The organism is Pseudomonas sp. NPDC086112 (assembly GCF_044746425.1).
Taxonomy (GTDB): domain Bacteria; phylum Pseudomonadota; class Gammaproteobacteria; order Pseudomonadales; family Pseudomonadaceae; genus Aquipseudomonas.
In genome coordinates this window covers 1-19,643 of the sequence record NZ_JBIVCD010000023.1, presented here as the reverse complement: position 1 = coordinate 19,643, position 19,643 = coordinate 1, and the positions used below count along the sequence as shown (strand labels likewise).

The window sequence follows — 19,643 nt, the reverse complement described above, 5'->3', positions numbered from 1 at the left end:
CACCATATCGCGTTACTTGTGCCAAAGTTGCCTAATGGCGCACCCGGCAGGACTCGAACCTGCGACCATCCGCTTAGAAGGCGGATGCTCTATCCAGCTGAGCTACGGGCGCCTTGTTAATCTGTACCCTTGAAGGACTACAAACTAAGTGCTTTTCAGCCTTGCGGAAGCGTAACTCCGCTCGACCTTCTCAACCAGTGCTAGGCTGTGCCCGACAAGTGCGACGAATAGTATAGAGCCCCCCAGAGGTCGTCAAATCCTTTTTAAAAAAAATTCATTTAATTAAAGGGGTTAGGGGAATTTGCAGACCAAGCGCCTTTGCCCTCACCTCATGACATGCGAGAATGCGCTCTCTTTTTTTCCCCTCTCGATGGTTAATCACGCGCAATGACTGCACAACTAATCGACGGCAAATCGATCGCCGCCAGCCTGCGCCAGCAGATCGCCAAACGAGTCGCCGAGCGTCGCCAGCAAGGTCTGCGCACGCCTGGCCTCGCGGTGATCCTGGTCGGCAGCGATCCTGCCTCTCAGGTTTATGTCTCGCACAAGCGTAAAGACTGTGAAGAGGTCGGCTTCCTTTCCCAAGCCTACGACCTGCCTGCCGAAACCACTCAAGAAGCACTGACCGATCTGATCGATCGCCTGAACGATGACCCGGCGATTGACGGCGTTCTGCTTCAACTGCCCTTACCTGAGCATCTGGACGCCTCCAAATTGCTGGAACGCATTCGTCCTGACAAGGATGTCGACGGTTTCCACCCTTATAACGTCGGCCGTCTGGCCCAGCGTATTCCGCTGCTGCGTCCGTGCACACCTAAAGGCATCATGACGCTGCTGGAAAGCACCGGTGCCGATCTATACGGAATGGACGCGGTCATTGTCGGGGCTTCCAACATTGTTGGTCGCCCGATGGCAATGGAACTGCTGCTGGCCGGTTGCACCGTGACCGTTACCCACCGCTTCACCAAGGATCTGGCGGGCCATGTCGGTCGCGCCGACCTGGTGGTGGTTGCCGCCGGCAAGCCGGGTCTGGTCAAAGGCGAGTGGATCAAGGAAGGCGCGATCGTGATCGACGTCGGCATCAATCGCCAGGAAGACGGCAAGCTGGTCGGTGACGTGATCTATGAAACCGCCCTGCCCCGCGCCGGCTGGATCACGCCGGTACCGGGTGGCGTTGGCCCTATGACCCGCGCCTGCCTGCTGGAAAACACGCTGTACGCCGCGGAAACACTGCACGGCTGAGTTCACGCTGGCTTGCAGCGCCGCATAAAGGAACCCCGCTAGTCGCGGGGTTCTTTTTGCCTGCAGAAAAAGCTCGACCATCCGCCGGAAAAGCCCGTTTTTATCAGGCGCCCAGGCACTTTCATCTGAACATCGAACAACCATCGACAGTTCTTCAGCCATACTCCTAAAATGCGTCGCTTTTTAAAGAAACAGCCCGTTACAAAACGGTATATCCACCCTTTATGAGTCCGCCAGCGTGAAAATCCGTCTTTCAATCCTGAGCCTGTTTTTTGCATTTACAGGGACTTTCACCACGCCAACGATCAACGCTGCAGAAACCACTGCCGCACCCCGAGACACTTCACAACTGAAGATCGCTTCCGGCAGTGTCTTGCTGATGGATATGCAAACCAACAAAGTGATCTATGCCAGCAACCCTGACGTCGTAGTGCCAATCGCATCCGTCAGCAAACTGATGACTGGCCTGGTGGTGGTAGAAGCCCGGCAGAACATGGACGAGTATCTTTCCATCAACATCAGCGACACCCCGGAAATGAAAGGCGTGTTTTCCCGGGTCAAACTCAAAAGCGAATTGCCACGCCGAGAAATGCTGCTGATTGCCCTGATGTCCTCGGAAAACCGTGCCGCTGCGAGTCTGGCCCATCACTATCCGGGCGGCTATGTCGCGTTCATTGCCGCCATGAACGCCAAAGCCAAAGCGCTGGGAATGACCAGCACCCACTTTGTCGAACCGACGGGCCTCTCTCCTCGCAATGTGTCCACCGCTCGCGATTTGAGCAAACTGCTGATCGCCGCACACAAGTACCCGCTGTTGACTCAATTGACCACCACCAAGGAAAAAACCGTTTCGTTCCGCAAACCCAACTACAGCTTGGGTTTCCGCAACACCGACCATTTGGTCAACAAGCCTAACTGGGACATCAAACTGACCAAAACCGGCTTTACCAACGCGGCCGGTCACTGCCTGGTGCTGGTGACCCACATGGGAGATCGGCCGATGGCGCTGGTGATTCTCGATGCCTTCGGCAAGTACACGCACTTTGCCGATGCCAGCCGGATTCGCAGCTGGGTCGAAACCGGCAAGAGCGCCAACGTGCCGTCCGTAGCCCTGCAGTACAAATCCGACAAGAATCTCAAGCATCGCCAAAGCGGTGTGGTTGAAGCATCGAAGTAAACTCGAAACGCCTCCAAACGAAAGCCCCTAATAAAAAGCCCCTAATATTCGGGGCTTTTTATTCGGGATTAATCATTGGGCAACGGCATCTGATCGTCATCCGGAATGCCGTCCCCCGCACTCGGGTCTTTCCAGCCTTGCGGATGTTTTGTGGTAACCACGGTCGGTCTGGCCAATGGGTCCCGTAACGGACTGTCCGGGTCCATCACTGGATCCAGATCTGCCTCGGGGGTTGTTGGAACACTGTCTGGAGGATCTGGACGTTTGTCGTCGAAGCTCGAATCGGTAGACATATGCACCTCTGACTAGGTCTTGGGTTTCAGATCGCCCAGTGGATCGTAAGGCTTCGCGGGAGCCTTCTTGCCCGCCTCACCCGGTTTTATATCCTTGGGCGCCTTGGCAGGGCCGATGGGATCGACCTGAGGATCGGCGAGATCCGGAGAATCGGGGTCGAATCCCAACTCATTATCGGACGAATGCTCGGATGAGTGCGGGCCGACAGGGGTATTGGAATGAGCCATGGGCGCCTCCTGGTCACGACCCGGAAAGTAATCCGGGCCCTTTACATGAGAGGCCAATAACCCTGAGTGGTGCCCTGCAAGATGACGAACGGAAACTACTGCGCGCTCAACGCTTTTTTCGCCCGGGCCGCCGCCTGCTCTTGACCTGACTGGGCAAGATCGCTCGCCGCCTTCAGCCAGCGCTGCTGATCGACATTGGCCGGAATCTGGTCCGGCTTCTGGATCAATACGGCCCAGCCACCGGCATTCTCGAACGCCGATTCAAAGGCGCTGAACCCCATCAGCAACCGACGATCCATCCCGGCGCGCAGCAACACGGTCTGCTTCTGACGGTTGTAACCGGCGAGAATGGCGTATCGCGGCTCCGCCCAGAACGCTGAGCCTTCAGTAAAGCGCACCATCACCGGGTAACCGGCCGCAACCTGGGCCAGCAGCGCCGGCAAATGGCTGTCAAGGGGATAGACCACCATCCCGTACTCACGGGCAAGATTCTGCATGTTCTGTTGCAATCGATCTTCGGCACCCGGCAAATGCAGGGGTTTGTCGAGCAACCCCGGGGTTATCACGATGCCCTGCCGGGACAGCAGACTAGCCAGCACCTGAGGCCCGCTTTGATAACTTTGCCCACGGTAGAACGTACCGCTGAGTTCGACCCGCTCCGGCAGACGCTTGATCTCAGGCGCCACGCTCCCCGCACAGCCAGCCAGGCCGGCAACGCAGCCAACGATCAGCACCAAAGATCGAATTCGAGAAAATACCCGCACCATCATCACTCTCTTGTTCAGACGCCAGGCAATCGCACAGCCGGCTTGGCCGTCGATCATAGGATGCCGCGCGACAGCGGTATAGCCTTAACCGGCAGTTGATAGCATTCGATAGAGCGAACTGGTTGGTGGCAGGCGACTTTTGGTCAATAGCCTGAAATACAGCAGCGGCTAGACTGTCACTTACCAAGGACGAATGTGTGCCCGATGCAGGGCAAAGAGGAGGCACTGATGAGCCTGACAATGACCATTGTAATGTTGATCTCCGGCTGGCTGGCCGTGGCCGCCGCCATGCTGTGGGGCGTTTTGCGTATTACCCGCCGGCACCATCACCACCCGGTTCAATCGACGCCTGTGGCGAACACCGATCAGCCGGCTGCCCACCCCGCCACCGCGCACTGACCGGCGCTTTTCGGTCGTCCAAACTAAAACGGCCGCCTGGACTCTTTTGAGTTCAGGCGGCCGTTTCGTTTAACGAAGGTTAAGCTTCAGCGGCGATGCGCTTCTGCCTGGCCCGACGCGACAGCATGTTCAAGCCTTCGATCGTGGCCGAGAACGCCATGGCCGCATAGACGTAGCCTTTCGGTACGTGGGCGCCAAAACCTTCGGCGATCAGCGTCATGCCGATCATGATCAGGAAGCCCAGTGCCAGCATCACCACCGTCGGGTTGTCATTGATGAACTTGGCCAGAGGGTCAGCGGCCAGCAACATCACCAGTACCGACACCACCACCGCAATGATCATGATCGGCAAATGCTCAGTCATGCCGACGGCGGTAATGATGCTGTCGATGGAGAACACCATGTCCAGCATCAGGATCTGCCCAATCGCAGCAGCAAAACCCAGGGTCACGGTCGAGGTGGCCGAGGTCGGATCATCCGGTGCCGGGTCCATGCTGTGATGGATCTCGGTGGTCGCTTTCCACAAAAGGAACAGGCCGCCGGCGATCAGGATCATGTCCTTCCAGGAGAACGCATGGCCGAGAATCTCGATCACCGGCTCCGTCAGCTGGACGATGAACGCGATGGTGCTCAACAGTGCCAGGCGCAGGATCAACGCCATGCCGATACCAATCCGTCGCGCCTTCTGGCGATGCTGTTCGGGCAGCTTGTTGGTGAGGATCGAGATAAAGATCAGGTTATCAATGCCGAGCACGATTTCCATCACCACCAGCGTGGCCAGGGCGACCCAGGCAGTGGGGCTTGCAGCAAGTTCTAAAAGGTATTCCATGGGTCAGTCCTGACTCGTTTGAACGGTTTAGATTTCCTGGGACGAAGGGTCGGTTTTGTCCGTCTCTTTGGCCTGTTGTTCTTTCTTGCTGATCAAACCGCCCGTGGCATCGCTGAGCGCTTGCTCGGCCGCTTTGTGGGTATCGTCAATCGCCTGTTTGGCGGTTTCGGCAGCCTTGCCCATCAATTGCTGAGCGCTTTTCTCGGCCTGGTCGCAACCAGCCAGCACCAGTAAAGACGTGATCAGCAGTGCCGTGGTTTTAAGCTTCATGATGCTTCCCTCGATAGAACAGACAGAACCGAAAAGGCGATCCGTCGATGGCGAAGCATTCTAAGGAAGCAAACACTTCAGGAAAATTCGTATTTTTAGCGGTTATACTTCGGTTTTAACGAATCCATACAGTGTAGGGCATATACCCTACGGATGATGTGAACAACGGGATTTCACCGACATGCTTAATTACCGGCAGCTGCATTACTTCTGGGTCGTAGCCAAGACCGGCAGCATCGTGCGCGCCTGCGAGCAATTGAACCTGACGCCACAGACCATCAGCGGGCAGATTTCCCTGCTCGAGCAAACCTATGGCATCGAGTTGTTTCGAAGGGTCGGCCGACAGCTGGAACTCACCGAAGCCGGACGTCAGACGCTCCCTTACGCCGAGCAGATGTTCCAACTCGGTGGCGAACTGGAGTTGATGCTGCGGGCGCAGCCCAATGAGCAACAGATTCTGTTTCGGGTGGGCGTCGCCGATGTGGTGCCCAAATCCATCGTTTATCGCCTGATCGCACCGACCATGGAGTTGAGCGAGCCCCTGCGTATCACCTGTCGCGAAGACAAACTGGAACGTTTGCTTGCCGACCTGGCGATTCAACGCCTTGATCTGGTGATCTCCGACAGCCCGATGCCCTCGAATCTGGACATCAAAGGCTACAGCCAGAAGCTCGGCGAATGCGGCATCAGCTTCTTCGCCACCGCCGAACTGGCCGCGCGATATGGCCAGGACTTCCCTCATAGCCTGCACGGCGCCCCACTGCTGATTCCCGGACCGGAAACCGTGGTGCGCAGTCGCTTGCAACGCTGGTTTGCCGAACAGCAGATCCAGCCGCGGATCGTCGGCGAATTCGACGACAGTGCCCTGATGCAGGCCTTCGGCCAATCCGGCAGCGGGATATTCATCGGCCCGAGTGTGATTGCCGACGAAGTGAAACGCCAATGCGACGTGGAGTTGATCGGCCAGACCGACGCGGTGCGCGAGTCGTTCTACGCCATCTCAGTGGAACGCAAGGTCAAGCACCCCGGCATTGTCGCCATTACCGAAGGTGCCCGACGCGAGTTGTTTGTCGAGATGTGAGGCGTCAGGCGCAGATTTCGCGAGGTTTGAAGGTCATCAGCGCCATCGCCAACAGAATCGAGACCAAGATAAAACCGGCCGCCGCGAAACCCAGGCCACCCAGGCCCACACTGTCGATCACTCGCCCACCGACCATCGCGCCCAGACCGATTCCGAGGTTGGCCCCGGCAATGTTCAGCGATGCAGCAAAGGCCGGAGCTTCAGGCGCAGCCTTCATCAGGCGCACGTGGCTGACCAGGAACAGCGCGGCCTGAGTCACGCCCCAAATCCCCATCGCTGCCGCCAGACCAAGGGGTGAATGAATGTTCGGCACCAAGGCCACCATGCCGGCAATCATGAACGCACAAAACGTCACAGAAGCGATCAGCGGATGCCGATCCACCGCACGACCGCCCAACGAGTTGCCGATCAAGCCGACCGCGCCAAAGCCCATCAAGCACCAGCCGACCACCGTGCCGTTGAAACCGGCGAGCCGCTCAAGAATGTCCGCCAGGTAGGTGTACGCGGTGAACATGCCGCTGAACACCAGGATCGACAACAGCACATGCCCCAGCATCAACGGGCTGCGCAGAATTTTGAACTGCGAGCGAAAACTCACCTGATGCTGGTGCAGGTTGGTTTTCGGCAGGTAGATAAACAGCAGCAACGCCTTGGCAAACGCGATCACCGCCAGAATGCCGAAAGCACTGCGCCAACCGAACGCATCGGAAATCAGCGTACCCACCGGAATGCCGAACACCGTGGCGCAGACGATACCGAAACCGATCTTGGCGATGGCCCGCCCGGCGTAGTCCGGCCCGACGATGTCCACTGCAGTTTCACTGGCCAATGCCCAGAACACCGGCAGCCCCAGCGCCGGAATCAATCGCGCAATGGCCATCACCCCGATGTTCGGCGCCAGTGCCGCCAGCGTGTTGGCCAGGCCGAACATGATCAGCACGCTGATAAACAGCTTGCGCCGTTCAAACCTGGCGAAGTACGCCGTCAGGAACGGCCCGAAAGCGGCTACGGTAAAGGCGAACAGTGTCACCAGCAAACCCGCTTGAGGGATGCTGACGTCCAGATCACGGGCGATTGCCGGCAACAGCCCGACGATGATGAATTCCGTGGTCAGCACCGTAAAACCGGCGGCGGACAACAGAAGAATGGGCAACAGCATGCAGAACTCCAGGAAAACGACGACACCAGCGACAGCCCGAAGGCTCACTGGCAGAACTTGAAAATGAGGATGGCGAAGCTTAACAGAGTGTTTCCGGACGAGGTTGCACGAACCTGCAAATCGCGTTGAGTAATCGGGTGGCAGATCGTCACAGGTCTGAAGGATCACGGCTACGCTGTGATAAAGTCCGCGATCTGCAGTACGTACACCCTGTTCATCGGCCAATCATTGGCATTGATGTAGCGACCCTTCGGTTCCCTCCATGTGGCCTGCCCGGCTTTTTGCTGCATGAGCACAACCCTGCACCCTAATAAAATCAGAGATGCCGTTATGACCGCTTCATCCCCTTCTCTCTTGCAACGCCTGAAACGCAGCAGCCTGGTCACGCAAATCATCATCGGCCTGATCGCCGGGATTACCCTGGCGCTGTTCGCGCCTGAGTTGGCCAAGTCCACCGCCTTCATCGGCAAAGTGTTCGTCTCGGCGCTCAAGGCTGTCGCGCCGATTCTGGTGTTCGTGCTGGTCATGGCCTCGATTGCCAACCATAAGCACGGCCAGGAAACCCACATCCGGCCGATTCTGTTTCTGTACCTGCTGGGCACCTTCGCGGCGGCCGTGGTGGCGGTGATCGCCAGTACGCTGTTTCCGTCGAGCCTGGTGCTGTCGACCCAAGACGTTGCGGTGACCGCACCGGGGGGCATCAGCGAAGTGTTGCAGAGTCTGTTGCTCAGCGTGGTCGACAATCCGGTCAGTGCGCTGATGAACGCCAACTTCATCGGCATTCTGGCTTGGGCGATCGGCATGGGTGTTGCGATTCGCCATGCCGGCGAGACGACGCGCGAAGTACTGGGCGATCTGTCCAATGGCGTGACCTTGATCGTGCGTCTGGTGATTCGCTTTGCGCCATTGGGGATCTTCGGCCTGGTGGCTTCGACCCTCGCCACCTCCGGTTTCGGTGCCTTGATCGGTTACATGCATCTGCTGGCTGTGTTGTTGGGCTGCATGCTGTTCGTGGCGCTGGTGATGAACCCGGCCATCGTGTTCTGGAAGCTGCGTCGCAACCCGTATCCACTGGTATTCACCTGCCTGCGCGAGAGCGGCATCACCGCCTTCTTCACCCGTAGTTCGGCGGCGAATATTCCGGTCAACCTGGAGCTGAGCAAGCGTCTGGGCCTGCACGAAGATACCTATTCGGTGTCGATCCCGCTCGGCGCCACCATCAACATGGCCGGCGCTGCGATCACCATCACCGTGTTGACCCTGGCCGCTGTGCATACCCTGGGCATCGCCGTGGACATTCCGACGGCCATCCTGCTCAGCATCGTCGCGGCGATCTGTGCCTGTGGCGCCTCGGGCGTGGCCGGGGGTTCGCTGTTGCTGATTCCACTGGCGTGCAGCCTGTTCGGCATCCCGAGTGAAATCGCCATGCAGGTGGTGGCAGTCGGCTTCATCATCGGTGTGTTGCAGGACTCGGCGGAAACCGCGCTGAACTCCTCCACCGACGTGCTGTTCACCGCGGCGGCGTGCCAGGGTGAGGAGCAGAAGACCCAGAAAGCCCGGGAAGCCCAGCGTTTGGCGTAACAATGCACCTGTGGGAGCGGGCTTGCCGCGGAACCTGTGGGAGCGGGCTTGCTCGCGAAGACGGAGTGTCAGTCGACATCATCGTTGCCTGATACACCGCCTTCGCGAGCAAGCCCGCTCCCACATTTCGCCGACAAGCCTGGCTCTCGACAAAACGAAAAAGCCCGCCAAGGCGTAAACCTTGGCGGGCTTTTTTGTATCTGGGCGGTTTAGAACGCGCCCATGTAATCGCGCTTGCCCACTTCCACGCCGTTGTGACGCAGCAGTGCGTAAGCAGTGGTCACGTGGAAGAAGAACTGCGGCAAACCATAGCTCAGCAGGTAAGCCTGGCCAGTGAAGCGCTTCTCTTTAGGCGTGCCTGGACGGGTAACGATCTCGATGCCTTCCTTGCCGTCGATCTGCTCGGGTTTGATCTCGCCGATGAAAGCCAGGACCTTGGCGATCAACGCTTGCAGTTCGGCGAAGGTGGTTTCGGTGTCGTCATATTTCGGCAGTTCGACTTCAGCCAGACGCGCCGAAACGCCTTTGGCGAAATCGACGGCGATCTGCACCTGGCGCACCAGCGGGAACATGTCCGGGTACAGACGGGCTTGCAGGAACGCGTTCGGATCAATGTTTTTCGCGGTAGCGTGGGCTTCGGCCTTGCTCAGGTTGTTGCTCAGGGCATTGAGCATTTGCTGGAAAACCGGAACGGAAGCGGCGTACAGGGAAATAGTCATGATGGTCTCGTGTGGTGACAGGAGTAAAAACGTGGAGCGATTATAGCCATGCCCGACCGCCCTGCGGCTTGTCTTTTATCCTGCAAGGATTAGGCTAGGCGGCTTCGACTGCATGCTTCGACTGCATAGGGAAAAGCGCGATGAGCACTGAGCAAGAAACGACCTCCGACGAACCGCGGCTCAACAGCACGGAAATCCGCATTCTGGGCTCGTTGATCGAGAAACAGGCCACCAGCCCGGAAACCTATCCGCTGACGCTCAATGCGCTGGTGATTGCCTGCAACCAGAAAACCAGCCGCGAACCAGTGATGAACCTCAGCCAGGGCCAGGTTGGCCAGAGCTTGCGCGTACTGGAAGGTCGCGGTTTTACCAGACTGGTAATGGGCAGCCGTGCCGACCGTTGGGAGCATCGGGTCGACAAGGCGCTGGAACTGGTGCCGGCGCAGGTGATTCTGACGGGGCTGTTGTTTCTGCGCGGCCCGCAGACGGTCAACGAACTGCTGACCCGCAGCGGCCGCATGCATGACTTCGAAGATGCCGAACAGGTAGTGCATCAACTGGAGCGCTTGATCGCCAGGGGTCTGGCGCTGTTGATCCCGCGTCAGGCTGGTCAGCGCGAAGACCGTTACATGCATGCACTGGGCGATCCGGCGGATATCGAAGCGATCCTGGCTGCCCGGCAAAATCCTGTGGAGCGTGGCACCAGTGGCGGTGTGTCGGTAGAGCGAATCGAAGAGCTTGAAGCGCGGATTGCGGCGCTGGAAGAGCGCTTGGCACGCCTCGAATAGACTGGTCGCGACATTCTGAATGTGGGAGCGGGCTTGCTCGCGAAGGCGGCGGCATATCTTGCATCAATATGACTGACAGACCGCTTTCGCGAGCAAGCCCGCTCCCACATTGGATCTTCAGTGATCACAAGAGTAATTAAGACAGCTGCTCCCACCGATGAGGCTACTCGCCGTCCCAATAATCCACGCCATCGGCCTGCCTGGCGACGGCGACGAAGCCCGAAGCATTGCCTTGGGCATCGACCTTGAAGTCGTCCATCACCACGTATTTTCCGGAATCCGGGTATTCGCAAATGTCCGGTGATTGCTGGCTGCTGACCGCCAGATAGCGCAATTCGCCGTTGCTGGTGTTGATGATCTGGTGCGCGGCTTCAGGACCACCCGCCGGGCAGGCAATCACATCACCAGCGCGGATCAGAAAGCGTTCGGCACCCAGGCGAATCTCCCCCTCCCCGGCCACGATGTAGAACATCTCCTCGTTGACCCGATGGTTATGAAAAGGACTGCCACGCATGCCTGGCTCCAGGGCATACAACCGATAACCCAGCTTTTGCGCGCCCAGTTGCTGGCCGATGCGTGCCAGGCGTTGCTGATAGCGGCCGGCAGCGTCTCCGGTGGGAGCAAACTCTTCGGGCAGCGGTAAAAGTTCGGCCTGATCCAGGTTGAGAATGGCGGGATGCATGAAAACCTCGGTCACGGTGGCTGGAAAGCAAGTCTTCGCTTGCTGGTGGCCAGTATAGGCAGGGGATATTCGCGGGCAAGTGCATGGGGATTGGCAGGAGACCGGGTCGCGGCAATCGCGAGCAAGCCCGCTCCCACAGGTTCAGCGCTGCTCCTCGGGCGGCGATCCACCAGTCGCATTGCGTCAGGATGTGACTCCGCCTTCGCGAGCAAGCCCGCTCCCACAGGTGACCAAGTTGATTCAGACTAATGCGGTCAAGTGTGGGAGCGGGCTTGCTCGCGAAAGGGCCGGGACATCCAACGAATATTTGGGAATGATCAGCTGCGGGCAAACGCCACGGCTTTCTGGAACTGCTCATCGGTCGGCCGCACGCCGGTGTACAACACGAACTGTTCCAGTGCCTGGATCGCAATCACTTCCAGCCCGGTGATCACCCGCTTGCCTTCGGCACGACCGCGCACGATCAACGGTGTTTCCGAGGGGATCGCCACCACATCGAAGACAGTTTCCGCCGCAGCGATAACATCAGGCTCAAACGCCAGTTGATCGGCCTCCGGCCCGCCGGTCATGCCGATGGGCGTGACATTGATCAGCATCTGCGGGCGTTGAGCGCCCAACTCCGCCTGCCAGTGATAACCCAACGATTCAGCCAAAGCACGCCCGGCGCGCTCGTTCCGGGCCACAATCAGGCCATTTTTGTAGCCGCCATCGCGCAAGGCACTGGCCACAGCCTTGGCCATCCCGCCACTGCCGCGCAGGGCAAAGGTCGAATCCTTGGGCACCTGATGGGTTTCAAGCAACTGGGCGATGGCAATGTAATCGGTGTTGTAGGCCTTGAGATGACCATTGGTATTGACGATAGTGTTGATCGATTGGATGGCCTCAGCCGATGCATCCAGCTCATCGACCAACGCAATACAAGCTTCCTTGAACGGCATCGACACCCCGCAACCCCGGATGCCCAAGGCGCGAATGCCGCCCACGGCGCCCGGCAAGTCCTGGCTGCTGAAGGCTTTGTAGTAGAAATTCAGGCCCAGTTGTTCGTACAGATGGTTATGAAACCGCAGGCCGAAATTGCCGGGACGCCCCGAGAGTGACATGCACAGCTGAGTGTCTCTGTTGGGGTTCATCTGCATTGGAATCTCCTTCAATAGCACTTTCGGATGGACGGGATTAGCCACTTCACCGGTTCTGATTGATCATAAAAGCCAGTCTGCACCTGGCACACAGCCGTAAAGAAGCCGGTACAGACCTTACACAAAATTTACCCAACGGCTGTGCTGATTTTCAAAAAAATGCTGTCTTAGAAGTATCCCCGCGACAACTTGTGTCTATTGCAGACGCGAGCGCCGGGTCGAAGAACCGAGGACTTATCATGATCCGTAAAATCCCCACAGTAGCCTTGCTGATCGGTGCTCTTGCTATCGCAGGGCAGGCAGAAGCAGGTGGTCATGGTCATGGCGGCTGGGAAGGTCCGGCTGTGTTTGGTGCGATCGTCGGCTCGGCAATCATTGGCTCAGCAATAATCGGCCGCGACCGTCCAGTGTATGTGGAGCAACCGATCTACGTTCAGCCACAACCGGTGTACGTGCAGCCACCGCCTGTTTATTACCAACCGGCGCCGGTTTACGTTCAACAACCGATGTACTACCGCCCGGCACCGATCTATTACGGTCCGCCACGCGGGTATGGTCCACCACGCGGCTATTACGGCCCTCCCCATGGTTATTATCGTGGCGACCGCTGGTAACACGCTCATCAGGCCCCGCTATAAAAGCGGGGCCTTTTTTGTGACCACTGGCCGGACGAAGTCTGAATAAATCTCGTCAAGGTCGCTGTCGGGACAGTACCGGCAGGTAAAGTTGGTCATATTTATGTCATGTCCGATCCGCAAGCTTGGATCTGTCCGTAAACAACAGGTTGATAAAAACAAGGACGACCTTCATGCCCACACAAAACCCGCATCGCATTGTCGGCTTGTGCACTTCCGGCAAGGTGTACAACGCACTGACCGAACTCAAGCACCTGGAAGGCCATCGCAGCGCAAAATTCCTCTCGCTGCTGGCAGAAAACCTTGTGCGCAAAGGCCTGCTCAATGAGCAGGAAGTGGTGCATATGCTCGATCAAGTGGTGGATTGACCGCAGGACTCATTGGCATCAATGACGACTATCGAAAGCGTTGATTGTCCGTTCAAGCGTCCGATCCGTAAGGTAGCTCCATAGATTAATGGAGGTACTTATGGCTCAGGTTCAGATCATGTCCGTTATCGGCAGCGCCGTTCCCGCACAGCTCAGAGCGCGAGGATTGCTTGCCTGTTGGTATCTGGTGCAGGACGGCGAACCGATCAGCGGCCCGCTCACCTCGCTTCCCGCCGCCCAAGCCCTGTCACAACGTATCGACGCAGGCCAGCTCAGCGCTTAAGGCAGCTGAACCTTGGGCTTGGAATCGATGAAAATCGCCCAGCTCGACACGAACAGCGCCGCGATCAACGGCCCTATGACAAAACCGTTCAGGCCAAAAAGCGCGAGGCCGCCCAAGGTCGAGATAAGGATTAGGTAGTCCGGCATTTTGGTGTCCTTGCCCACCAGGATCGGTCGCAGAACGTTGTCCACCAGGCCGATCACGAACACTCCGAACAAGGTCAGCACCGTGGCCTGCCAGATCGCGCCGCTGAACAGGAAATACGCCGCCACCGGTATCCAGACGATCCCCGCCCCCACCGCCGGCAACAGCGACAGAAACGCCATCAACACCGCCCAGAGCAGCACGCTCGGGATGCCCAGAAACCAGAAAATAAAACCACCCAATGCCCCTTGCGTGATCGCTACCACCACATTGCCCTTCACCGTGGCCCGCACCACTCGATTGAACTTGAGTTGCAAACGACGTTTCTGGTTGTCTTCCAGCGGTATCGCCGCACGTACTTTACGTGCCAGTTCGGACCCGTCCCGCAGGAAGAAAAACAGCAGGTACAGCATGACGAAAAAGCTCACCACGAATTCGAACGTGCCCTGACCAAAGTTGAACGCCTTGGTCGCGACAAACTGGCTGCCTTGCATCGTGCTCTTGATGATGTTCTCCCGAAGCCCGCTCAGCTCACCCATGCCGAAACGGTCGAGCAAGTACTGAACATAGGGCGGCAGACTTTGCTTGAACTGCGACACATAGCCGGCGATGTCCAGTTCGCCGCTTTCGATTCTGTTGTAGAGTGCCGCGCCTTCCTGAACCAGCAAGGTACTGATGGTGATTACCGGCAGGATCGCGATCACCACGCAGAGACTCAAGGTGAACAGGGCCGTCAGGTTGCGTGGCCAGCCGAACCTCTGTTGCAACTGATGCTGCAAGGGTGAAAAAAGAATGCCGAGGATGACTGCCCAGAACACCGCGCCATAGAGCGGCAGCAGAATCCATATGAAGGCAATGCTCACCAGGGTCAGCAAGACCATCAGCGAGGTGTTTTGCAGCTTCGTTTCGTTCATGTCCGATCCATGTCAGTGCACAGGGGCGCCAACGCGCGTCTTGATGTTTAGTCCGCCACGGCTCGCGCGAGTGCCATCCGTTTTTCATCAAGCATAGATCCAGATCAATAAACCCCGCGGGCAAGCCGCTTACCCTTGCCGGCTTTTGCGATCGACACTGCCATGACCAGCACCATAACGCTCACGCCCCCGGAACTGCTCGCCCCCGCCGGCACCCTGAAAAACATGCGTTATGCCTTCGCCTATGGCGCCGATGCGGTGTACGCCGGCCAGCCGCGCTACAGCCTGCGGGTGCGCAACAACGAATTCGATCACGCCAACCTCGCGCTCGGCATCGCCGAGGCCCAGGCTCAGGGCAAGCGTTTCTATGTGGTGGTGAACATCGCCCCGCACAACGCCAAGCTCAAAACGTTCTTGAAGGACCTGGAACCGGTGATCGCCATGGCGCCGGACGCGCTGATCATGTCCGACCCAGGCCTGATCATGCTGGTGCGCCGGCACTTCCCGCAGATGCCGATCCACTTGTCAGTGCAGGCCAACACGGTGAACTGGGCCAGCGTCGAGTTCTGGCAGCAACAGGGCTTGAGCCGGATCATCCTGTCCCGCGAACTGTCGCTGGAGGAGATCGCAGAAATCCGCCAGCAGGTCCCGGCGATGGAGCTGGAAGTGTTCGTCCACGGCGCGTTGTGCATGGCCTATTCCGGGCGCTGTCTGTTGTCGGGCTATATGAACAAGCGCGACGCCAATCAGGGCAGTTGCACCAACGCCTGTCGCTGGAAATACTCGGCGACACCGGCCAGCGAAAATCAGCTCGGCGAAATCGTTCAGCAGTTCCGCCCCGAACCGACCCTGGGCATCGGCGCGCCGACCGATCAAGTGTTCCTGCTGCAAGAAGCCAATCGCCCTGACGACCTGATGCCGGCGTTCGAGGATGAACACGGCACCTACATCATGAACGCCAAGGACCTGCGCGCCGTGCAGCATGTCGAGCGCCTGACGCAGATGGGCGTGCATTCATTGAAGATCGAAGGCCGGACCAAATCGCACTTCTATTGCGCGCGTACCACCCAGGTGTATCGCCGCGCAATCGATGATGCGGTGGCTGGCCGAGCATTTGATCGCAGCTTGATGACCGATCTGGAATCCCTGGCCCAACGTGGTTATACCGAAGGTTTTCTGCGTCGGCATGTGCATGACGAATATCAGAACTACCAGAACGGCAGCTCGGTTTCAGAGCGCCAACAGTTCGTGGGCGAGCTGACTGGCGAACGCCGGGATCGGCTGGCCGAGGTGCGGGTAAAGAATCGCTTTGGTCTGGGCGATCACATGGAACTGATGACGCCCAAGGGTAATTTCCACTTCGACTTGCATCAGTTGCAGAACGTCAAAGGCGAGGCCGTTGAAGTGGCGCCGGGGGATGGGCACACGGTGTATTTGCCGATACCGGACGCGGTGGATCTGCGCTTTGGGTTGTTAATGCGCGATGTCAGCATGAGCTAGAAAACCTGAGCGACAAGCCCCCTGTAGGAGCGAGGCTTGCCCGCGAAAGCGGTGTAATGACTTACGAATACCGCAACGCCGTAGCCGGCTCGACTTTCGCCGCCCGCCATGCCGGATACACCGTCGCCAAAAAGCTCATGATGAAACCGGCGGAACAGATCAACAACACATCTGCACCCTGCAGTTCCGATGGCAAGTTACTGACAAAGTACACATCGGAACTGAAGATGTGCTGCCCGCTGACCCGCTCCATCCAGCCCACCAGCTCACTGACGTTCAGCGCTGCGATCACACCCAGTACGCCGCCAATCAAGGTGCCGACAACCCCGATCACCGTGCCCTGCACCATGAAGATCGCCATGATCTGCCGAGGTGTCGCGCCGATGGTGCGCAGGATCGCGATGTCCGCGCCCTTGTCGTTCACCACCATGATCAGGGTCGCAATGATGTTGAACGCCGCCACCGCGACGATCATCAGCAACAGTAGGCCGATCATGGTTTTTTCCATCTTCATCGCGCTGAACAGACTGCCCTGGGTGTGGGTCCAGTCGTCAGACTTGTAGGCAGCGCCCAGGCCTGTCGCGATGTCGCTCGACACTTGCGGCGCGGCGTACAGATCCTTTACCGCCAGGCGCACGCTCTGCACTTGATTGGGCTGCCAATGTTGCATCTGCGCGGCATCGGCGAGGTGAATCAGCGCCATGGAGCCGTCCAGCTCGGCACCGACCTTGAACACGCCCACCACGTTCAGCCGCTGCATGCGCGGAGTGATGCCGCCCGGTGCAGTGCTGATTTCCGGCACGATCAGGGTGATCTTGTCGCCGACGTTCAAGCGAAAGCGCCGCGCAGTGATCTCACCGATCACCACGCCAAACTCGCCGGGCTTCAAGGCGTCCAGACGCCCCTGAACAATGTGCTTGGCAACGATCGAGACCTTGCCTTCCAGCGCCGGGTCGACACCGCTGACCTGAATCGGCTGCATCGTGCCCTTATAGGACAGCATGCCTTCCATCTCGGTGAAGGGCACCGCCGCCGTCACTTCAGGATTCTTCATCGCCGCGGCGGCCACCGGCTGCCAATCATCGATAGGGTTCACGCCGACGATAGTCGCGTGGGGCACCATGCCGAGGATGCGCGAGCTCATTTCGCGCTGGAAGCCGTTCATTACCGACAACACCACGATCATCGCCAGCACGCCCAGGGCGAGGCCGATCATCGAGGTCATCGAGATGAAGGAAACAAAGCGATTGCGGCGCTTGGCGCGGGTATAGCGCGCGCCGATAAAGATCGATAACGGTCTGAACATTCGCTGGGCACCGTATAAAAATAAAAGACCCGACGTACTGTTCAGTACGTCGGGTTTCGGTCAATCAGATGGGTGTCAGGTAACCTTCCTGCAAATGCAGGACGCGATCCATCTGGCGGGCCAGGTTCATGTCATGGGTCACCACCAGGAACGCGGTGCGCATCGAGGTGCTGAGTTCCAGCATCAAATCCTGAATGCCCTGGGCGGTGTGGGAGTCGAGGTTGCCGGTCGGCTCATCGAGCATCACCAGGCCTGGCTTGTTCACCAGGGCGCGGGCAATGGCCACACGCTGGCGTTCGCCACCGGACAATTCCGCCGGTTTGTGCTCCAGACGATGGCCCAGCCCTACCCGCTCCAGCAACGCCGTCGCACGCTGACGCGCTTCCGGGATCGCGGTTTTACCGATCAACAACGGCATGCAGACGTTTTCCAGCGCGGTGAACTCAGGCAGCAAGTGGTGGAACTGGTAAACGAAACCCAGCGACCGATTGCGCAGCAGGCCACGGGCCTTTTCATTCAGTGCCGAGAGCTCTTCACCGGCCAGCCAGACGCTGCCCTTGGTCGGCGTATCGAGGCCGCCCAGCAGGTTGAGCAAGGTACTTTTGCCCGAACCCGAGGTACCGACGATCGCCACGCGCTCGCCGGGATGCAATTCCAGTTGCAGACCCGCCAGAACCTCTACCGATTCCGGGCCTTCCACGTAGGATTTGCCCAGGTTGCGGCAGCTCAAGATTGCTTTATCACTCATGCCCGACTCACTCATAACGTAGCGCCTCCGCAGGCTGGGTGCGCGCGGCACGCCAGGCTGGATACAGGGTGGCGAGGAAACTCAGAACCAACGCGGCGGCGCAGACCATCAACACGTCCTGGCTCTGCACTTGCGACGGCAGGTAATCGATGAAATACACGTCGGCGTTCAAGAATTTGTGGCCGATCAGCCCTTCAAGGGCGGAGATCGCGGCGCTGACGTTCAGCGCGGCGAAGATCCCGACCACCGCACCGATCAGCGTACCGACCACGCCAATGACCGTGCCCTGAACCATGAAGATCGCCATGATCTGCCCCGGCGTGGAACCGAGGGTGCGCAGGATCGCGATGTCGCCCTTCTTGTCGTTCACCACCATTACCAGCGTGGAGATGATGTTGAACGCCGCAACGGCGACGATCAGCAGCAACAGCAGGCCGATCATGGCTTTTTCCATGCGGATCGCTTGATACAGATTACCGTGGGTGCGGGTCCAGTCTCGGGCGTAATACTGGTCTTCGCCGAGTTGCTGAGCGATGGTCCACGCCACGCGTGGTGCCTGGAACAGATCGTCGAACTTCAAGCGCAAGCCCTGGACCTGATCCGGCTTCCAGCGGTGCAGCTTCGCCAGATCCTGCAGGTTGGTGATGCCCAGATAGCCGTCGATCTCACCGGCGCCGACATGAAAGATGCCGACCACGGTAAAGCGTTTCATGCGCGGGAACATCCCGGCCGGGGTCACGGTGACTTCCGGCGCGACAAACGTCAGCTTATCGCCGACCGCCACGCCGAGCTTGGCCGCGGCCTTGTCGCCGATGACGATGCCGAAACTGCCCGGTGCCAGGTCGTCGAGTTTGCCCTGCTGCATGAAGTTATCAATGATCGACACCTGCCGTTCCTGCACAGGGTCGATGGCATTGAGCAGCACCTTGGAGACCTTGCCGTTGTTGGTCAGCAGGCCCTGCATCTGAACGAAGGGCGCAACCGCCGCCACTTGGGGGTTCTGCTTGACCTTAGCGGCCAGGCTTTGCCAGTCGCTGATCGGCTCACCGGACTCGATGGTCGCGTGGGGCACCATGCCCAGCACGCGGGTGCGCATCTCATGATCGAAGCCGTTCATGACCGACAGCACGACGATCATCACGACCACGCCAAGGGCGAGTCCGATCATCGAGGTCAGGGAAATGAACGACACAAAATGATTGCGACGCTTTGCACGGGTATAACGCGTGCCAATAAATACGAAGAGAGGTCTGAACATGTGGGGGCTTGTTCGGAGGGAAAAGGAACGTCCTTGTGGGGGGGGGGATAACCAGGTTTACACTAAGAACACCGCCCCTACCATGGGTTACCCAAGTCGACAATAGATTTAGAAGATCCCCGCCAAAACTACCCTA

The 19,643-nt window shown here is 58.5% G+C and carries 23 protein-coding genes and 1 tRNA gene; 10 read left to right on the top strand and 14 right to left on the bottom strand.

What is annotated here, in order from left to right:
• Positions 1-35: 35 nt before the first annotated feature.
• A tRNA-Arg gene (locus ACIPLA_RS17030) sits at positions 36-112 on the bottom strand.
• A gap of 275 nt (positions 113-387) precedes the next feature.
• On the opposite strand from ACIPLA_RS17030, the gene folD reads away from it, so the two are divergent.
• Positions 388-1,242, top strand: coding sequence for a bifunctional methylenetetrahydrofolate dehydrogenase/methenyltetrahydrofolate cyclohydrolase FolD (gene folD, locus ACIPLA_RS17025; RefSeq protein ID WP_192342578.1), 855 nt, complete (start codon positions 388-390; stop codon positions 1,240-1,242).
• A gap of 238 nt (positions 1,243-1,480) precedes the next feature.
• A complete protein-coding gene (gene pbpG, locus ACIPLA_RS17020; protein WP_218394381.1) occupies positions 1,481-2,419 on the top strand; it encodes a D-alanyl-D-alanine endopeptidase in 939 nt (312 codons plus the stop codon).
• 68 nt (positions 2,420-2,487) lie between these two features.
• On the opposite strand, the gene ACIPLA_RS17015 is transcribed toward pbpG, so the two are convergent.
• From ACIPLA_RS17015 to ACIPLA_RS17005, 3 genes are all read right to left on the bottom strand, one after another.
• Complete coding sequence (locus ACIPLA_RS17015) at positions 2,488-2,712, bottom strand: hypothetical protein (RefSeq protein ID WP_218394380.1); 225 nt, start codon at positions 2,710-2,712, stop codon at positions 2,488-2,490.
• 12 nt (positions 2,713-2,724) lie between these two features.
• A complete protein-coding gene (locus ACIPLA_RS17010) occupies positions 2,725-2,940 on the bottom strand; it encodes a DUF6021 family protein (protein WP_123496536.1) in 216 nt (71 codons plus the stop codon).
• A gap of 95 nt (positions 2,941-3,035) precedes the next feature.
• Positions 3,036-3,764, bottom strand: a complete 729-nt coding sequence (locus ACIPLA_RS17005; protein WP_123496534.1) for a peptidase C39 family protein — start codon at positions 3,762-3,764, stop codon at positions 3,036-3,038.
• A gap of 171 nt (positions 3,765-3,935) precedes the next feature.
• On the opposite strand from ACIPLA_RS17005, the gene ACIPLA_RS17000 reads away from it, so the two are divergent.
• Positions 3,936-4,106, top strand: coding sequence for a hypothetical protein (locus tag ACIPLA_RS17000; protein ID WP_401174382.1), 171 nt, complete (start codon positions 3,936-3,938; stop codon positions 4,104-4,106).
• 79 nt (positions 4,107-4,185) lie between these two features.
• Here the strand turns inward: ACIPLA_RS17000 and ACIPLA_RS16995 are convergent, their stop codons facing one another.
• Positions 4,186-4,935, bottom strand: coding sequence for a TerC family protein (locus ACIPLA_RS16995; RefSeq protein WP_007901783.1), 750 nt, complete (start codon positions 4,933-4,935; stop codon positions 4,186-4,188).
• Positions 4,936-4,962: 27 nt separating this feature from the next.
• The gene (locus tag ACIPLA_RS16990) at positions 4,963-5,205 is read right to left on the bottom strand and encodes a hypothetical protein (protein ID WP_401174379.1); all 243 of its coding nucleotides are present in this window, start codon (positions 5,203-5,205) and stop codon (positions 4,963-4,965) included.
• Between the two features lie 181 nt (positions 5,206-5,386).
• Here ACIPLA_RS16990 and nhaR point away from each other — a divergent pair, with 181 nt between their 5' ends.
• The gene (gene nhaR, locus ACIPLA_RS16985) at positions 5,387-6,286 is read left to right on the top strand and encodes a transcriptional activator NhaR (RefSeq protein WP_123496526.1); all 900 of its coding nucleotides are present in this window, start codon (positions 5,387-5,389) and stop codon (positions 6,284-6,286) included.
• Positions 6,287-6,290: 4 nt separating this feature from the next.
• On the opposite strand, the gene ACIPLA_RS16980 is transcribed toward nhaR, so the two are convergent.
• Positions 6,291-7,445: an MFS transporter gene (locus ACIPLA_RS16980; RefSeq protein WP_123496524.1), complete on the bottom strand. Its 1,155-nt coding sequence runs from the start codon at positions 7,443-7,445 to the stop codon at positions 6,291-6,293.
• A gap of 330 nt (positions 7,446-7,775) precedes the next feature.
• Here ACIPLA_RS16980 and sstT point away from each other — a divergent pair, with 330 nt between their 5' ends.
• Entirely contained in the window at positions 7,776-9,026 is a 1,251-nt protein-coding gene (sstT, locus tag ACIPLA_RS16975) for a serine/threonine transporter SstT (protein ID WP_401174375.1), read from the top strand.
• A gap of 209 nt (positions 9,027-9,235) precedes the next feature.
• On the opposite strand, the gene ACIPLA_RS16970 is transcribed toward sstT, so the two are convergent.
• Positions 9,236-9,745, bottom strand: coding sequence for a DUF1993 family protein (locus ACIPLA_RS16970; RefSeq protein ID WP_007901777.1), 510 nt, complete (start codon positions 9,743-9,745; stop codon positions 9,236-9,238).
• Between the two features lie 140 nt (positions 9,746-9,885).
• Between ACIPLA_RS16970 and ACIPLA_RS16965 the strand changes: the two genes are divergently transcribed.
• Positions 9,886-10,533: a YceH family protein gene (locus tag ACIPLA_RS16965; protein WP_095053105.1), complete on the top strand. Its 648-nt coding sequence runs from the start codon at positions 9,886-9,888 to the stop codon at positions 10,531-10,533.
• A gap of 163 nt (positions 10,534-10,696) precedes the next feature.
• On the opposite strand, the gene ACIPLA_RS16960 is transcribed toward ACIPLA_RS16965, so the two are convergent.
• Together ACIPLA_RS16960 and ACIPLA_RS16955 are read right to left on the bottom strand one after the other, a co-directional pair.
• Positions 10,697-11,215: a cupin domain-containing protein gene (locus ACIPLA_RS16960; protein ID WP_401174371.1), complete on the bottom strand. Its 519-nt coding sequence runs from the start codon at positions 11,213-11,215 to the stop codon at positions 10,697-10,699.
• 317 nt (positions 11,216-11,532) lie between these two features.
• Positions 11,533-12,351, bottom strand: coding sequence for a shikimate 5-dehydrogenase (locus ACIPLA_RS16955; protein WP_401174368.1), 819 nt, complete (start codon positions 12,349-12,351; stop codon positions 11,533-11,535).
• Positions 12,352-12,590: 239 nt separating this feature from the next.
• Here ACIPLA_RS16955 and ACIPLA_RS16950 point away from each other — a divergent pair, with 239 nt between their 5' ends.
• The 3 genes from ACIPLA_RS16950 to ACIPLA_RS16940 all read left to right on the top strand — a co-directional run bounded on the left by ACIPLA_RS16950 (position 12,591) and on the right by ACIPLA_RS16940 (position 13,637).
• Positions 12,591-12,965 (top strand): hypothetical protein, encoded by a 375-nt coding sequence (locus tag ACIPLA_RS16950; protein ID WP_218394375.1) that lies wholly within the window; start codon positions 12,591-12,593, stop codon positions 12,963-12,965.
• A 194-nt stretch (positions 12,966-13,159) separates the two neighbouring features.
• Positions 13,160-13,354 (top strand): hypothetical protein, encoded by a 195-nt coding sequence (locus tag ACIPLA_RS16945; RefSeq protein ID WP_030131554.1) that lies wholly within the window; start codon positions 13,160-13,162, stop codon positions 13,352-13,354.
• Positions 13,355-13,454: 100 nt separating this feature from the next.
• Positions 13,455-13,637, top strand: a complete 183-nt coding sequence (locus ACIPLA_RS16940; RefSeq protein WP_192342567.1) for a hypothetical protein — start codon at positions 13,455-13,457, stop codon at positions 13,635-13,637.
• Here the strand turns inward: ACIPLA_RS16940 and ACIPLA_RS16935 are convergent.
• On the bottom strand, positions 13,634-14,695 hold the full coding sequence (locus ACIPLA_RS16935) for an AI-2E family transporter (RefSeq protein WP_192342566.1): 1,062 nt from the start codon (positions 14,693-14,695) through the stop codon (positions 13,634-13,636). The two genes, ACIPLA_RS16940 and ACIPLA_RS16935, sit on opposite strands and share 4 nt — an antisense overlap.
• A gap of 162 nt (positions 14,696-14,857) precedes the next feature.
• Between ACIPLA_RS16935 and yegQ the strand changes: the two genes are divergently transcribed.
• Positions 14,858-16,195, top strand: a complete 1,338-nt coding sequence (gene yegQ / locus ACIPLA_RS16930) for a tRNA 5-hydroxyuridine modification protein YegQ (protein WP_401174363.1) — start codon at positions 14,858-14,860, stop codon at positions 16,193-16,195.
• 61 nt (positions 16,196-16,256) lie between these two features.
• Here yegQ and ACIPLA_RS16925 read toward each other — a convergent pair whose 3' ends face one another.
• From ACIPLA_RS16925 to ACIPLA_RS16915, 3 genes are all read right to left on the bottom strand, one after another.
• Positions 16,257-17,501, bottom strand: a complete 1,245-nt coding sequence (locus ACIPLA_RS16925) for a lipoprotein-releasing ABC transporter permease subunit (protein ID WP_401174360.1) — start codon at positions 17,499-17,501, stop codon at positions 16,257-16,259.
• Positions 17,502-17,565: 64 nt separating this feature from the next.
• Positions 17,566-18,249 carry a lipoprotein-releasing ABC transporter ATP-binding protein LolD gene (gene lolD, locus ACIPLA_RS16920; protein ID WP_020700644.1) on the bottom strand — a complete coding sequence of 228 codons (684 nt, stop codon included), beginning with the start codon at positions 18,247-18,249 and terminating at the stop codon, positions 17,566-17,568.
• Positions 18,250-18,256: 7 nt separating this feature from the next.
• On the bottom strand, positions 18,257-19,507 hold the full coding sequence (locus tag ACIPLA_RS16915; protein ID WP_007907747.1) for a lipoprotein-releasing ABC transporter permease subunit: 1,251 nt from the start codon (positions 19,505-19,507) through the stop codon (positions 18,257-18,259).
• Positions 19,508-19,643: the final 136 nt, after the last annotated feature.